This is a genomic window from Gordonibacter faecis, from assembly GCF_030077735.1.
Lineage (GTDB): Bacteria > Actinomycetota > Coriobacteriia > Coriobacteriales > Eggerthellaceae > Gordonibacter > Gordonibacter faecis.
On the sequence record NZ_JASJEU010000013.1, the window covers coordinates 1 to 15504 of the forward strand.

Here is a 15504-nt window from a genome sequence, read left to right on the forward strand (position 1 = left end):
CCATCCAGTCATCAAAAGCAGCCAAAACAAACGAGAAAAACCCCGAATTACCTATTGACTCTTTATAGCTGGACTACTAAGTTTACCAAACAAGTTATATTTATTTACGTAGTATGCCCTCGTCATAGTGGCAGGGAGGGTAGCCCTCTCTTGGCGCATTCGTTAGCGCGTAAGCGCGTCACACTTTCGTGAAGCGGGGGAGTGCGCTCAAGCAGTGGGATGCTGCGCTACCCATTCTTCCGAGGGTGGGGTGTTGCGCTTGCATACTTGGAAGCCGTGGGCGGGGTGGGCGCTTGTGCCTTTGCCACAGGGGTAGGCGCACAGGAGCCCGCTGTAGTTGCAGCGAAGGGGCTGAGGTCGCACGGCATCCGTGAGATCTGCCCCACATTTCTTGCACAACAGGGGCCCATCTGCCGATACCTCAGTGCGGTCGAATATCGTGCAGGTGCCACACGCGGGACAGCGTCCTGCTTTTTTGGGTGCCGGCTGACATTTGCCGCAGAGCGGATTGCACACCCAACATCCTCCGGGCATGGTGCCTCCTTTACTGGGTGGTTCAAGGAACGCTTAAAATACCCTATACTGTCATACTTTCGACTTAGTCCGCGCGCGGGCCAATGTCGATCAACCTAACACGGGAGCGTGCGCCAAGCGTACCCATCGGGGTATGAATTCGAGTCTTCTAGTACTCGGGGCATAGGGACCTCCGGGTGAAAGAGGGTAGAGTTCAGAAGCGATGGACGAAGCGTCTGCTCCGGTTTCATCAGGGGGAAGGGAGCGAGCTGCATGACGGTACCAGCACCGAAGCCCGGGACGGGGAACGCATCGGGCGTTAAGACGTTGACCATGGTAGGGTTCAAGGTTGTATTAGGCTGGCACTATCTCGTTTTATTTTCGCCGCTGTTTGTGGGCTCCATTGAATCGTCGATCACGTTTTTCACCGAGCGACAGCTTGTTCTCTATCTCACACTGGCAGCCTCATTCGCGGTACTCGTGATATTTGGTCGGTTCTTTCTCAAACGCAACAAAACCACACCCTCGGTATGGCTCATAGCTGCGGTGGGAGTGCTGGCTACCGCCTCTACGGCGTTATCGACGGCGCTCGTGGGCGCGAGCGAGCAACTCCTTCTGGCGGCCGTTGTCCCGCTGGGGTTCTCCGAAGCATTTCTCATGTTCTTGTGGCTACACTACTACATGGAGGCGGCGGCTGGCCATCTGTTCCGGTCGTTTGCGGTTGACATGATAGCGGGAGGAGTCCTGGCGTTTCTTGCGTGCAGCCTGGTGTCCCCGCTCGATTCTATTGTGGCGTTGTGTCTACCCGGCGTGGCCACCGTGTCGCTTATTGCAAACTGGCGCTCGCTCAAGCCGCGAGAAGTGCCCTCGGTGGTGGAACGCCCGTCCCGTCGCGCCGTAGCGCGCCATTCGCTGAAGACGCTTTTGCCTACCGCGGTGTACGCGTTTGTGTTCGGTATGCTGCAGGGCAGCTTCTCCGTGAGCGGTGTGGCGTTGTTGATGGCGGGAAGCGCGTTTGTGCTTTTGGGCGTTGTGGTAGCGGGCATTATCATCTTTTTTATTCCCGAGGCGCCCGACACCAACGCGGATATTGATACGATCCACCGGTTTTCGCTCCTCTTTTTCGTGTTGGGAGTGGTAGGACTCGCATTTCCCGGGGGGGGGGGGGGCTTTCTCATTGCCTCAGAAATTGTTATCCTCGCGGGTTTCAACCTGTTCGACTTTAGCGGGATGATTCTCGGCGTCGGGCTTGCGCGCAAGCTCAAGCCCGGGTCGCTTTTGCTGGTGGACGGCGGGCGTGTGCTGGTGTATATGAGCCTGTCGTTAGGCCTGGTAGTTGGCAAATTCGCAGTGTCGGAGCTGTCCGGTTTAGATGCGTCGCTCATGTTGTATTCGCTGTGTGGCGTTTCCATTGTCATGCTGGTGGCCACGGTGCTCACGCCGTTTCGTGAACGGGAACAGCCGCAGGCTGTGCTCGCTGGTGTGTCGGCGGGCGAAGGGGTGGGGATAGTGGAACCCAGCCCCGCGCAAGACGTGGATGCAGAGGCTGCGAAGCAAAAGGTGGCAGAGCCAACGTTATCTGCAGCGCCTGATGACAGCTCAGTTCGCACCCCTGCTACCGAGACGACGCAGAAAGAAGAAGCTGGTGTGGCTCCTGTTTGTGCACCGCCAGGCAAGCCTTCAACTACCGCTACCCCTGCAACGCGACGCAAAGGGAGCACCACCCAAGGCGCGTCTGCGGCCAAGCAGGACGACGCGGTCAAGCGCTCTGAAACTCCCTGGCGACGCACGTGTCGTTCCATGGCTGAACTGTATAAACTCTCGCCGCGCGAGACGGAAATATTCTTCCTCATTGCGAAGGGTCGCAATGCCGAGTATGTGCAAAAAACGCTCATCATCTCGCTGCATACCGCCAAGACCCATATCGCGAACATCTATCACAAACTCGGGGTGCATTCGTCGCAGGAAATGCTCAGCTTGATAGAGACCTTCCGCGAGCAGGACAGTAAATCACACGAAAAGGGCGGGGACTGATCCCGCTGCGGCGCTTCGCTGTGCGAAACCGCCGAACCATCCATCGGGGCTGTGGCCCCGCCAAAACCGAAGGAGCACTGCCCATGCAACAATCTGCAACCGCGCCCGAACTCGATCTGGATTCCGTCACGCTGTCGTCTTACGAGCGCGTGCGTTTGACCATGCCGTCTTTGCCGCACGCGAAGGACGATGACGTGGATGCCCAACTGTTCGAATACGTGGCCTCGGCCGATAAAGACTCGCACATTACCTGCATTGCCGATTTGGACGATGAATGGGTGCGCAGCATGTTCGATGGCATGAACACCATGGCCGAGTTGCGCGATGCCATTAAGCGTGACCTGGATAAACACTATCTGCGTGACTGGAATGCCCTGAAATTCCAGCGCTGCACCGACGCCCTGGTGGCCCGCGTTGAAGCCGACATCTCCGATGAGGTGCTCGACAAAAACGTTGAGGCTTCTCGTGCTCAGTACGACCAGCGCCTGGCCTCGTTCGGCATGACGAAGGCGCAGTACCTGCGCGAAGAGCGCATGACCGAGGAAGAATACGAGCAGAAACTGCGCGACGACGTTGCCTTCCAGCTGAAACTCAACGCCGGTTTGGACAAGCTTATTGAAGCCACAAACATCGACGTGCCGAAATCGGAGTTGCACGAGTACCTTGCCTGCGACGACCCGGCCGAATTTGCGGCTGAACTTGAAAAGAACGGCAAGGTTGAAGAGGCGCGCCATGCCGCTGCGCGCGTAAAGGCAATGCGCCGTCTGGTGGAAGCCGCCGAAGTGGAGATAGAACCCGCTTCGTAACCCCTCAGGCCACCATTTCCTGTGCTTCGAAGGCCCGCACACGCGGGCCTTCGCGCGTTTCAGGGCCTTTCCGCGTACTTCCTTGTTTTCCCAGGTGAACCAACGAAACTAAAGCACTCATATCCCTATGCCGCAAGTACTAGATCACCCGTTTTCATACCCGCCTCGGTACAGCCGGCAAAACGGCGCATGGTAGCTTACGCCTTGTGAATGCACCCCCTGTATTTGCACCCGAATAGTTGTCTAACAAGGTTCACCGAGAAGAGGAGGAAACACGACATGTGCTTCAGACCGCCATCGTTCGATGAAATGATGAAGAAGTGCCCCGAGTGCGGCACCTTCAACCCGCCTGAGAACGAAAAGTGCAAGAAGTGCGGCGCCGAGCTTCCGGCTTCGGACGTCGCTGGTACGGGCGCCGACGCTGGCGCTCCGGTTCCGGGCGCTCCCAAAGCTCCGGGCGCTCCTGCTGCCCCGAGCGCTCCGAAGGCGCCGGGCGCGCCGAAGCCTCCGACCGCCTAAGCGCGTTCGGACGGCCACCCTGCGGCATCACGACCGAGCGCGTCTACGCGCAGATGTCGCGCAAGGGTTCTGCTGGTCTTTTGGAAGCTTTGAGCACTCGCATCGGAAGAGGAGACCGAGCGGGCGCGGAGCACGCCGAAGCGCGTTTGAGGAGGCCGCTTCGGTGGGTTGTGCGATTCAAAGCTTCGGAAGAATAAGAGTTCTTCGTATTGGTATCTCTTTATGAAAGGGGGGCTTTTCATGATCAACGAAATCAACCAAGATCTGTACAAAACAGACTGGCGTTGGTACGAGGATGGTTATGAAGTGACCCGCACCTCGGTCTGGACCGGACCTGGGTGTCACAACGGCTGCGGCGTACTCACGTACGTCAAGGACGGCAAGCTCGAAAAGATCGAGGGCGACCCCAACTTCGGGTACAACCAGGGACGCTTGTGCCTGCGCTGCCTGAACATGGTGGAGAACATCTACAACAATGATCGTCTGAAGTGGCCTCTCCTCCGCGATGGCGAAAAGGGCGAGAACAAGTGGAAGCGTATCACCTGGTCCGAGGCCTTCGACTGGTTGGAAGAAACCTACAAGAAGATCTGCAAGACCATCCACGACGACTACAACGGTATTGGACCTGAGGGCATTGTTGCTCTGTCCGGTACGGGTCGTAACGCCATGTGGCACGGCGCTATGTGCCTGCGTGCCGTGTTCGGCTCCCCGAACATGTCGTTCGGCTTCCTGTCGGCCGACTCCTGCTACCAGCCGCGTATGACCGCCAACCTCCTCAAAGAAGGCGATTGCTGGATTCTTGACGCTTCTCAGCTGCACCCCGACCGCTACGACAACGCCGACTGGGTTAAGCCCGAGGTAGTTGTGGTGTGGGGCAACGAGCCGCTCGCTTCCAACGGCGACGGTTTTGTGGGCCACTGGCTGGTGGACCTCATGCGCATGGGCACCAAGTTCATCGTCATCGACCCGGCCCTCACCTGGCTCGCGTCGAAGGCTGACATTTGGCTGCAGGTGCGTCCTGGCACCGACTGCGCGCTGGCGCTTGGCATGCTGAACGTCATCATCAACGAAGACCTGTATGACCACGACTTCGTGGAGAACTGGTGCTACGGTTTCGACGAGCTGACGGCCCGCGTCCAGGAGTACCCGACGGACAAGGTCGCTGAGATCTGCTGGCTCGAGGAGCAGGACATCATCGATGCTGCTCGCATGTATGCCAAGGCTAAGCCGGCTGGCATCCAGTGGGGCCTCGCCATCGACATGCAGATTTCCGCTATGGAAGCTTCCGCGGCTATCTCTGACATGGTGGCTATCACGGGCAACCTCGATTCGCCCGGTGGCAACGTGCTCGTTCGCTACGCGTACAACAGCTCCAAGAAGTACGGCTGCGGCCTTGAGTTCATCTCCCAGGAGATGCTTGACCGCCGTATCGGTACGGCTCAGTCGCCCATCCATAAGGCTGGCTACACGCCGTTCATTCCGCCTGATCTGCTGCTTGAGGCAATGGAGACGGGCGTGCCGTACCCGGTGCAGATGCTCTGGGTGCATGGTACGAACCCCATCGCCAACATGGCTGGCGACGCTCCTCGCGTGTATCGCGCGTGGAAGAACGTCCCCTACACGGTTGTCGTTGACTACTACCTGACTCCGACGGCTGTGGCGTTCGCTGACCTGGTGCTTCCCGTGGCCATGTCCGTCGAGCGCGACTCCTTCCGCTCCTGGTGGCAGCCGCTGCGTACGCTGACCGCGGCAGCCGACCGCTACTACGAGTGCATGATGGACGAAGAGCTGGTGTTCTATCTGGGCAAGCGCTTCAACCCGGACTTCTTCAACCAGTTCGAGACCGTGCGTGACTTCCTGACGTGGATGATCCAGGACGACGGCAACGGCGTCGACTACACGTTCGAGGACCTCACCCACAAAGTGTACGACTGGTGGGACTTCAACGAGACGTACAAGAAGTACGAGAAGGGCCTGCTGCGTGAAGACGGCCAGCCCGGCTTCGTGACCGCTACCGGTATGTACGAGATCTATTCGCCGCTGTTCGATGTGTGGGGCTTCGATCCGCTGCCGCACCACATGGAGCCGTACGAGAGCCCGTACCGCACGCCGGAGCTGTACAAGGAGTATCCGTACATCTACACGTCGGGCCATCGTCACATTGGCCTGTTCCACTCCGAGCATCGTCAGCTGCCGACCATGCGCGAAGTGCACCCGACGGCTATCGCCGACATCTCGCCCGAGATTGCCGAAGAGCAGGGAATCAAAGAAGGCGACTGGGTGTGGTTCGAGAACAAGCGTGGCAAGTGCAAGCAGCAGGCTCACATTGCTCCGGGCCTCATGCCGAACCTCGTCCGTGCCCGTCACGGCTGGTGGTTCCCCGAGCAGGAGGCGGCCGAGCCGAACCTGTACGGCGTGTTCGATTGCAATGGCAACAACCTTACCACGATGGGCGTGTACGGCCCGACGCACTATGGCGCTCCGTACAAGTGCACCCTGTGCAAGTGCTACAAGGTGACGCCCGAGAACGACTGCTCTCCGAGCGAAATTGTAACCAGGGAAGGGGGTTTCGGTGGCTATGACTACACCCGTTTCGAAGGCTAACGAGTACGGTCTTTTGATCGACTACGAGTTCTGCACGGGCTGCCACACCTGCGAGGTTGCGTGCAAGAAGGTGCACGATCTTCCGATTGGGCAGTATGGCATCAAGACGCTGGAGTACGGCCCCGTCAAGAACACTAAGGGCGACTGGGAGTGGACGTTCCTTCCGCTGCCGACTGATCTGTGCGACCTGTGCGCCGAGCGCACGGCCGAGGGTCGTCTGCCCAGCTGCGTGCATCACTGCCAGGCCGGCATCATGTACTACGGACCGATTGCCGAGCTGGCCCAAAAGGCGGCTGAGAAGCCCAATATGGTGCTTTTCACGAAGTAATGTTGGAACGAAGGAGGTAGAGCTATGGCTCGTCAGGAGAAAGGCGGATTCCGTCCGCCTCCATTGGGGAAGATTCTGTGGAAGTGCCCCTCTTGCAACACGTTCAACGCGGCCGACGCCGTGGTGTGCAAGAAGTGTGGTGCTGACAAGGTCGTCGATGAGGCGATCGAGGGGGCTACCTTTAAGCCGATCTCGGACGCAGAGCGCCTGAATCAGGACAAGAAAGCCGTGGAGAAAGTCCTCGGAGAAGAGTAGTTCCAACAGGTGAGGGGGTCTTTGTCCCGCGGGATGGGGACCCCCTCATCATCTATCCGTCACCTGTTCGGCACAGTGCCAAGCGCATTCGCAAAGGGGAAGTACAAGCAGGGCGAAACGAGTCGCACTGATTTGTTGAGCTGCGCATTCGCCTCGCCGAGCTTGAAAGCACAGGTAGTATTTCAGCCGTTCGGCATCTGCCTCGATCAGGTTAAACGCTTATCAGTTTTCGCCACCTCGCCTGTGAGCTGTGGCGAAACGTCGCAAGGAGCGGATTTATGAGTGCAGCTACCAAGTCTGGGAAATTCACCATTTCCCAGTACATCGATTCATTTGGAGTGAGCAAGTTCACCATTTCCATCTTCTTCCTCGTCGGCTTGGCGATGATGTTTGATGGGTATGACTACATGATCATTTCCTACACCAACACTCAGATTATGCAAGAGTTCTTCGGCCCCACGGGCAACGATGCGCTGAAGGGTGCGCTCTCGTCGTGGTCGACTATTGGCATTGTGGTGGGCTCGTTTGCTGCTGGCCCGCTGTCCGATAAGTTTGGCCGCCGCAAGATTCTCACCATTGGCACGTTTATGTACGGCTTGCTTACCATCCCGTGCATCTTTGCGCCGACCTACGAGGTCTTCGCGGTGTTCCGCGTGCTGGCCGGCCTGTTCCTGGGTGTGTGCACGCCTATCGTTACCACGCTGTTCACGGAGTTCACTCCCACGAAGCAGCGCTCGTTCTTCATCACGTTTGGTATGGCGTGGATGATTGTGGGCTGGGTTGTGGCCGCGCTGGTGGGCACGGTTATGGTTCAGATTGCCACGTGGCACTGGTGCTACGCCATTGGCGCGCTGCCGGTGATTTACGCGTTCATCTTCGGGAAGTTCACGCCCGAGTCGGCTCACTGGGCTGCCGTGCATGGCAAGCTTGACTTGGCCGTAAGCACGCTTGAGCGCATTCACAAGCGTGCGGGGAAGCCGAGCCCCTACGTGCTGGCTCCCGAGAACATCCTCGTGCCGCCGGTTGCTGCGAAGTCGAGCCCGGCTGAGGTATGGAAGGGTAAGTACCTCAAGACCACCATTGCGCTCGTGGTTATTTACTTCGCGGGCAACTTCAGCATTTACGGCGTGAACGCCTGGCTGCCGGCCCTCATGCTTGAGGCCACGGGCGGCGCGGTGACCGCGTCCTACATGCTGGCTATGGCACAGAACGCCGCTTCGGTTGTGGCGAACTGCACGACTGGTTTCGTTTCCGAGGCTATGGGCCGCAAGCGCAACCTCATCTTTGGCTACGGCCTGTCCGTGGTTGCGTGCCTCATTGTTTCGCAGGTTGTGAAACTGCCTGCCGAGACAAGCTTCTGGCCGTACCTCATTGCGTTCGTGTTCATGGGCTTTGCTCTGAACTACGCCATCACCGCTGCTCAGCCGATGATGTCCGAGTCCTATCCGACCGAGTTCCGCAACTCTGGCGTGGCCACCATCGTTGCGCTGGGCAAGTCGGCCGGTATTTTGTCACCCATCATCTTGGGTGGTTTGAAGGCTGCGGGTTGGGCATTCTCCCCGCTCATTGCCTTGCTTGCTGCTCCTATGGCATTTGGCTTCCTGGCCGGCTTCCTGCTGCCCAAGGGTGCCAAGGGTATGAACATCGACGATATCGCCGATGAAGCGCACGATACTGCTCAGCCGAGCTCCGGGGTTGCGTCCGACGACGTGGCTGGTAGCAAGGCCTAAGGTTTTAGTTCGACGAGTTGTGGCCCGCGCGTGGGGTGCTTCGGTTGAGGCACCCCGCGGGGCTGCAATGCAATAAGGAGGATCCCCGGGCGCGCGACGCGCGGGGATCCTTGTTCCCTGTTTGTGTTCCAAGGAGGCGCGCCATGGCTGTGATCTGCCCTTTCTGTGGGAAAACGTCGCAAGCGGAGGACCACTGCACGAAGTGTCGCACGCGGTTTACCAAGGAAGTGCGCGCGGTGGCGTTCACGGAGGAGAACGATCCGCGCAGCGACCGCATTGGGCCGGTGTCCACCAAGACGGCGAAGATCATTGGCTGGGCGGTGTTGGCGCTGCTTCTGGTTGCCTTTGTGCTGGCCACCGAGCTAACCGGCAACGGAGTAACCGGGTCGGGCATACGCTAGCGCTGCGGTACGGGCGTGGGACAAAGGAAGACGTGAGCGATAGACCGGCGTTGCAGAGGAGTTGCAACGCCGGTCTATCGCATCAGTGAGAATGCGAAAAAGGAGGGGCTATGGACAGGGGCGTTGCGGGCGAGGCTGGGGGAGGTCTCGTGGATCTTCTGCGGCAGGTTGTTGCGGAGATGCCCTGCGTTGCTGGGTGTGTCCGCCTTTTGGAGGTGGGTTGCGGAGACGGCGAACACCTGGAAGCGCTTGCGGCGCTTGGTGAGGTGGTGGGTGTTGATACTTCCGCCGAGGCGGTGGAGCGCGCCCGTGCTGCGCATCCTGGTTGTGACGTGCAGGTGGCTGACGCGTGTTCGTTGCCGTTTGAAAATGAGTTTGACGTGGTGTTTTCGGAGGGTGCCTTCAGCTGGACGCCCGATCAGGTGGGAGTGTTGACCAGTGTGGCTCATGCGCTGAAAGCGGGCGGCGCTCTGGTGGTCCAGATGGGTGCCGAGGGGGATGTGGCGCGCATTCAAGAGGGGTACGCCCAGGCGCTGCGCGCACACAGCGGCGATTACTCCTGCCAGTTCTGCCTGCCGCGCGAGGAATCTTACCGGCGCTTGCTGGGCATCATGGGCTTTGACGTGGCGTCGATGGAGGTGCAGCAGTACCGCGCACCACTGCCGGGTGGGCGCGATGGCTTGCGGCAGTGGGCCTGCACGTACTTCGCAAAAAGCCTGGCGCTGTACCGCCCGTCCGACCGCGAACGTCTGCTGGAGGATTTTGAGCAGGCGTGCGAGTGCGACCTGTGGGATAGCGAGCGCGGCGTGTGGCTGGCCGACCGACGCACCCTACGCTTCGTCGCGCGCAAGCGCGCGCGTTAAAAGGGCTGAGGGTTTTAGCGCTGCGTGCGGCTCTTGAGGTCGGCTTTTGAGATGCCAGCCCGCGCGCGGATGCCCTCTATTTCGCGTCCACACCGCGTAAAATCGGTGCTTGCGGTGCCCGCGAAGATGGCAAGGCCTACGGCTGAGATCATAACCACGGCACCAATGGCCAAATTCCCCACTTCTACCAGGCCACTTGTTTCCAGGTACATTTTCACGGAAAGCACGATAAGTATGGCGGCAAGAGATGCCGCACATTTAATGATGTCCTTGCGACGACTTGCCTTCAGCCGCTCGATGTCTTCGAAGGCCTTCGTGCGCCGTTCGTTGCGATTCCTCGACATGGTTTCCCCCTGATCCGTTGGTGCGCGGGTTTGTCCGCCCGAGAAAGAAGCGGTGTGAAGCTTCCTTCTCGGGCGGAGCCCTGCGCGGTGCATGCAGGGCTCCGCAGCTTATAGCGTGAAACTTACGACGCGGCCGTTGCGGTATCGCCGGCCTGCGCGGATGAAGCGCTGGAAGCCTGCGCCTTGCGGCTTTCGAGCATCTTCAAATCGCTGTTCCACTTCTTCGAGAACGGCAGCACGTCGAGCGCGGCCACGAGGGACAGCACGCCCATGACCATGAACACGGCCAGGCGGTTGTCGGCGCCGCCCACGGCACCCTGCACGATGATGTTCAGGATGGAGCCGAACACGATGGCGAAGTTCGCAAGCGACAGGTTGAGCGGGTAGTTCTTCGCGCCGAAGCGCTGGCGGGCGAACGCCGAGGCCACTACCGGCACGCCGCCGTAGCAGAAGCCACAGCAGAACGCGCCCACCACGTAGAGGGCCGACACGCCTGTGGTAAGTGCGCCGATGATGCAGGCGCAGGCAGCCACGGCGATGAGGCCGTCCACCAGCATGGTCACCTTCACGTTCGTCTTGTCGTAGATAAGGCCAATGACCACGCGCGCGAGGCCGTTGCACGTGGACACCAAGCCCACGAGCAGCGTGGCGAAGGCGGCGTCGAGGCCCACGAGCTGGGCGTCGGAGGCGCAGTTGCCGATGGTGGCCAAGCCGATGGCAATAACGATGATGGCCCAAATCCAGTACACGTAGAACGTGCCCGTTTTGAGCGGCGCGTCCTGGTCGCCCGGGTCGTAGCCCGACGACGTGGCCTTTTCAGGCGCCATAAGCGCCACGATGTTCTCGGGCGGGCGGCGCAGCGTGCAGGCGAGCACAACTACCACGAGCGCGGTTACCACGCCGATGGCCGTGAACACGGTGCCGAGCCCCACGGACGGCGCCAGGTTCACCGACAGGGTGCCCAGGATGAGCGAGCCCAGGCCAAAGCCCATCATGAGTACGCCCGACGAGAAGCCCACCTTGTCGGGGAACCAGATGTTCGTGGTGGCAATGACGGAGTTGTAACCAATGCCCACGCCGAGGCCGCCGAGCACACCGTAGCAGCCATACACCACAGCAATGCTGCCGTTGCCGAAGAGGCCCGTACCCGCGAAGCCGCAGAAGAACATGACCGCGGCCACAAACAGCGTGTTGCGTACGCCAATTTTGCGCTCGATCTGCGAGCCAATGACCGCGCCAATGCAGAACGTGATCATCATGATGTTGAACGTGAGGCCCACGGCGCTTTTCTCCAGGCCAAACGTGGTGCAGATGGGAGCCGCGAACATTGAAAACGCGTAGATCAGCCCCAAGAACAGCAGGGTGAGCGTGGATAAGGCCAGGTAGAGCATGCGCTTGCTCTTGATCTGGCCAATGGTAAGGTCAGGCATAAATCCCCTCTCTTTCAGCGGTTAAAATGCGCGCCCAAACAGCGCGGGCGCGCCGTGCGACACTATTCATTGTGCCCTTCGCGCGCGCGGGCGCTTATAGTCGTGCGTACTAGATGCCCCCGTTTTCATACTCCTTACGGTAGGATTTGCGCGGCCCTCCGTGCTAGGTTTGCAGCACCAACAGATCAGGCGCGCGAGCGGCCGGCGGCGGGCCCGCGCAGGAAGCGGAGGCGAGCCGCATGGCTGACATACGGAAGAACCGCTACGCCATTCTTGTGTGCGGCATCCTTACCATGCTCATGTTCGGCACCATCTACGCCTGGTCCATCTTCATCCCGCCGCTTGAAGCCGAGTTTGGCTGGACGCGCAGCCAAACGTCGCTCGTGTTTTCCGTCGCCATGATTGGGCTGTCGTTTGGCATGCTGTCTATTGGGCCGCTGTCGAAGCGGTTCTCGCTTCGCGCGTGTTTTGTGGCTTCCACGTCGCTGATTGTGGTGGGGCTGTTTTCGTGCCAGTTCATTACACAGCTGTGGCAGCTCTACGTGTTCTATGGCGTGTGCTGCGGGCTGGGATCGGGCATGAGCTATACCGTGTGGACGACGAACACACTTGCCTGGTTTGGCGACAAGGTGGGGTTCGCGTCGGGCGTGCTGGTGATGGGGTTTGGTATGGGTGCGCTCGTGCTGGGCTCGCTTGCCTCGGCGCTTATTTACTCCCCGCTGGGTTGGCGGCTGGCGTTCGTGGTTATTGCGACGCTTGCGCTGGTGGAAGCGCTGGTGGCCATCAACTTCATCCAACAGCCGCCGCCAGAGGTGGCTGCCCTCAAGCCGAAGCGCGACGCGGTGGGTGTGAGCCTGCCCGGCTCAAAGACCGTACGCGAGCCTTCGTTTTGGCTGTTCTGTATCTGGCGCAGCGTGGTGATGGGAGCGGGCGGCGCCGTGATTGCCGAAGCATCCGTCATGATGACGGGCATTGGGTCGTCCATCGCGTTTGCCACGGCGGCGGTGGGCGTGCTTGGGCTGGGTAACGGGTTCGGGCGGCCGCTCGGCGGCATTCTGTATGACCGCATTGGGCAGAACCGCACGCTGGTGGTGCTGCCGGCGCTGGCGTTGGCGGTGTCGGTGGGGATGGCCGTGGCGTACTGGTTCGAGATACCGTGGCTGTTCGCGTCGTTTCTGCTGATCCAGGGGCTTTTGTACGGCATGTATGCCGCCATAAACACCTCGTATATGCGCACGACGTTCGGCCAGCGCGACCTGGCTATGAATACCGGCATCAGTGCTGTGGTGCTGGCACCGTTCAACCTGGTGTTTCCACTGGTGGCGGCCGCGCTTTTCGAATGGACGGGCGGCTACGAGGCGTTCTTTGTGCTTGTGCCTGCGTTTGCGCTGATGTCACTTGTGTGCGGGGCGCTATGTAAGCCGGCGAACGGGCGGCTGCGGATGAAGTACGGGGCGACGGGTGCGGCAGCGCTTGGTGATGTAGCGGGGGAAGGGGAAGGTCATGCCGTGGGGAAAAGCGCAGATCACGAAGCAGGCGTACCGGACCGCGCGTGAGGATTACGCGGCGTTTGAGGCCGTGAATCTGGCCGGGCGCGCCGGCGTGCGCGTGTTAGATGTGGGATGCTTCGATGGGTTTAACACGGTGCTCAAGTTTGCGCCGTATGCGGGCATTGAGCGCGTGGTGGGTATCGACCCCGACGCGGCGGCTGTTGCCGAAGCGGTGGCGCGCACCGATGATGCGCGATTCGCCTTCCAGTGTTGCGCGTTCAAGGATTACGAACCGGCGGAGGGTGAGCGGTTTGATCTTGTGTACTTCTCGCACGTGCTGCAGCATGTGGCCGATCCGCAGGCTGCGCTGGCGAAGGCGTATCGGCTGCTTGCGCCGGGTGGGTTTGTGGTGGTGAAAACCATCGACGACGGGGTGAAGGTGTCGTATCCCGACCCCGATGACGTGATGTGCCGACTCTTCGCGCTATACGAGCGCCACGTGTTGCCGAATACGCCACACACGGCGCATACCGATCGCTCCAACGGCCGGAAGTGTTATACGCTCATGCGGCGGGCGGGTTTTGAGAACGTGCGCGTGCGTACCTTCGCTGTTGATACGGCGGGTAAAACGCCCGATGAGCGGCACGCGCTGTTCGAGCGCTGCGTGTACTTTCGCCGTGTGGTGCCACCCTGTGTTAGCGAGGTGGTGGCGGATGAGATTCACGCGCTGGTGGATGCGTGGGAAGCGCTGTTTGCGCAGGAGGACTACTACTTTTCCAGTCAGTCGTTTGTGGTTATTGGCCAGAAGCCTGCGCTAGGGGAAGAGCCGTGGATGTATGCGGGGCCCGTGTTTGGGGAGGGGGTTGCTGCGGTGCCTGCCGCTTGTGATGCGACCGGGTCTGATGGTGGTGTGGTCGTGCGGCCGCTTACGGAGGACGACCTGGGTGCCGTGATGGGTATTGAGGTGGCATCGTTTCGCGACGCGTGGACGCCGCTGGCATTTGGGCTGGACGTGCGGCACAACCCCTGCGCGCGCTATAGCGTAGCGGTGGTGGAAGGCCAGGTGGCGGGTTATCTTGGGTGGTGGAGCACGCCGGAGGGAGCAGCCATAGTGCGCGTCGCCGTTGACCCGGCGCGCCGCGGGGCCGGGGTGGGGCGCATCCTTGTGGAGCAGGCGGCGCGACGTGCGCGCAAGGAAGGCGCGGACGTACTCACGCTTGAGGTGCGCGAATCAAACGCTGGCGCGCGGGCGTTTTACGAGCGACTGGGCTTTCAGGAAGTGGCGCGCCGTGCGAACTTCTACGACGATCCGCCTGAAGACGCGGTGCTTATGGCGCTTCCGCTTGGCGCTGACAAGGGCCTGGAGGACTAGGAGGACTCTTCGGTGCTTTCCATTGTAGTGTCGGACATGCCAACAGCCCACAGCATGTAGGCGTTCATGATGTGGGGCGACTTCTCAGCCAGCGATTCGCGGTCGGCATCGGCGCGCGCCTCGCTTGGCGGGCGGTACGTGGTGCGCGGCTCGAAATGCGCCCACCGGGCCATGAGCAGGGCGGGGAAGGTGACGCCAGCGTTGTTGTAGAGCGTCGCTTTATTGTTGTAGAGCGCGGCTTGGAAGGCCAGGTGTTCGTCGGCAACGCGCAACTCGTCGAGGGCAGCACGCGTGGCGAGCGAAGGCGAAGACGTTGCATTTGCGGTCGCTTCCTCGTAGCGGTGAAACACCTCGGCAAGGGCGGTGTCGGCAAAAGAGGCTTGTTCCGGGCCGTCAGCTGCCTGGCATGCGGCAAGGGCGCGTTCCGCCTGATTGGCAGCCTGTTCGTCCAACAGGCCGGTGGCGGTGAGGGTGTCAGCAAGATGAGTGGCGGCTGTGATGCGCGCGAGCCGCTCGGTCTGGGTGAGCCGCCACGCTTCGCTCGCTTCTCCGTCCAAGCGTACGAGGTTGCGGTAGAGAAGGATCATAACCACAGCGGTTCCTGCAATGAGGAACGCAAGGGGGACAAGAATCATCATGGCTCCTCCTTGGGGTGACGATGGCTTTCGTATCGCGGCCATTATAGGAAGGGGCGCGCGGCGTTCCCTCCCACGGGTAGTATGGTTCTGGGCAAAATCTTCCGTGGCACGTAAACGCAGAAGCGCCGTCCGGAGGGGGCGGCGCTTCTGCAATACGCTGTCGCGTAGACTTTGTTG

14 protein-coding genes are annotated in these 15504 nt (G+C 60.4%); 11 read left to right on the top strand and 3 right to left on the bottom strand.

Going from position 1 to position 15504, the window contains the following annotated elements; genetic code table 11:
- Positions 1-786: 786 nt before the first annotated feature.
- The 9 genes from QNJ86_RS06525 (at position 787) to QNJ86_RS06565 (ending at position 10053) form a co-directional block, all read left to right on the top strand.
- A complete protein-coding gene (locus QNJ86_RS06525; protein ID WP_283831800.1) occupies positions 787-2547 on the top strand; it encodes a response regulator transcription factor in 1761 nt (586 codons plus the stop codon).
- An 83-nt stretch (positions 2548-2630) separates the two neighbouring features.
- Positions 2631-3353 (top strand): trigger factor, encoded by a 723-nt coding sequence (locus QNJ86_RS06530; protein ID WP_283831801.1) that lies wholly within the window; start codon positions 2631-2633, stop codon positions 3351-3353.
- Between the two features lie 279 nt (positions 3354-3632).
- Positions 3633-3872 (top strand): hypothetical protein, encoded by a 240-nt coding sequence (locus QNJ86_RS06535; RefSeq protein WP_283831802.1) that lies wholly within the window; start codon positions 3633-3635, stop codon positions 3870-3872.
- Positions 3873-4112: 240 nt separating this feature from the next.
- Entirely contained in the window at positions 4113-6476 is a 2364-nt protein-coding gene (locus QNJ86_RS06540) for a molybdopterin-dependent oxidoreductase (protein WP_283831803.1), read from the top strand.
- Complete coding sequence (locus QNJ86_RS06545; RefSeq protein WP_283831804.1) at positions 6451-6804, top strand: 4Fe-4S dicluster domain-containing protein; 354 nt, start codon at positions 6451-6453, stop codon at positions 6802-6804. The genes QNJ86_RS06540 and QNJ86_RS06545 overlap by 26 nt, the downstream gene beginning before the upstream one ends.
- Before the next feature lie 24 nt (positions 6805-6828).
- Positions 6829-7059 (top strand): zinc finger Ran-binding domain-containing protein, encoded by a 231-nt coding sequence (locus QNJ86_RS06550; RefSeq protein ID WP_283831805.1) that lies wholly within the window; start codon positions 6829-6831, stop codon positions 7057-7059.
- A 278-nt stretch (positions 7060-7337) separates the two neighbouring features.
- Complete coding sequence (locus QNJ86_RS06555) at positions 7338-8789, top strand: MFS transporter (RefSeq protein ID WP_283831806.1); 1452 nt, start codon at positions 7338-7340, stop codon at positions 8787-8789.
- 143 nt (positions 8790-8932) lie between these two features.
- Positions 8933-9190 (top strand): hypothetical protein, encoded by a 258-nt coding sequence (locus QNJ86_RS06560; RefSeq protein WP_283831807.1) that lies wholly within the window; start codon positions 8933-8935, stop codon positions 9188-9190.
- A gap of 110 nt (positions 9191-9300) precedes the next feature.
- The gene (locus QNJ86_RS06565; protein WP_283831808.1) at positions 9301-10053 is read left to right on the top strand and encodes a class I SAM-dependent methyltransferase; all 753 of its coding nucleotides are present in this window, start codon (positions 9301-9303) and stop codon (positions 10051-10053) included.
- Positions 10054-10067: 14 nt separating this feature from the next.
- Here QNJ86_RS06565 and QNJ86_RS06570 read toward each other — a convergent pair whose 3' ends face one another.
- Positions 10068-10397 carry a hypothetical protein gene (locus QNJ86_RS06570; RefSeq protein WP_283831809.1) on the bottom strand — a complete coding sequence of 110 codons (330 nt, stop codon included), beginning with the start codon at positions 10395-10397 and terminating at the stop codon, positions 10068-10070.
- 122 nt (positions 10398-10519) lie between these two features.
- Entirely contained in the window at positions 10520-11827 is a 1308-nt protein-coding gene (locus QNJ86_RS06575; protein WP_283831810.1) for an MFS transporter, read from the bottom strand.
- A 239-nt stretch (positions 11828-12066) separates the two neighbouring features.
- Between QNJ86_RS06575 and QNJ86_RS06580 the strand changes: the two genes are divergently transcribed.
- Entirely contained in the window at positions 12067-13383 is a 1317-nt protein-coding gene (locus QNJ86_RS06580; protein ID WP_283831811.1) for an MFS transporter, read from the top strand.
- On the top strand, positions 13331-14689 hold the full coding sequence (gene rimI, locus QNJ86_RS06585) for a ribosomal protein S18-alanine N-acetyltransferase (RefSeq protein WP_283831812.1): 1359 nt from the start codon (positions 13331-13333) through the stop codon (positions 14687-14689). The genes QNJ86_RS06580 and rimI overlap by 53 nt, the downstream gene beginning before the upstream one ends.
- On the opposite strand, the gene QNJ86_RS06590 is transcribed toward rimI, so the two are convergent.
- Entirely contained in the window at positions 14686-15327 is a 642-nt protein-coding gene (locus QNJ86_RS06590) for a LemA family protein (protein WP_283831813.1), read from the bottom strand. The two genes, rimI and QNJ86_RS06590, sit on opposite strands and share 4 nt — an antisense overlap.
- Between the last annotated feature and the right edge of the window lie 177 nt (positions 15328-15504).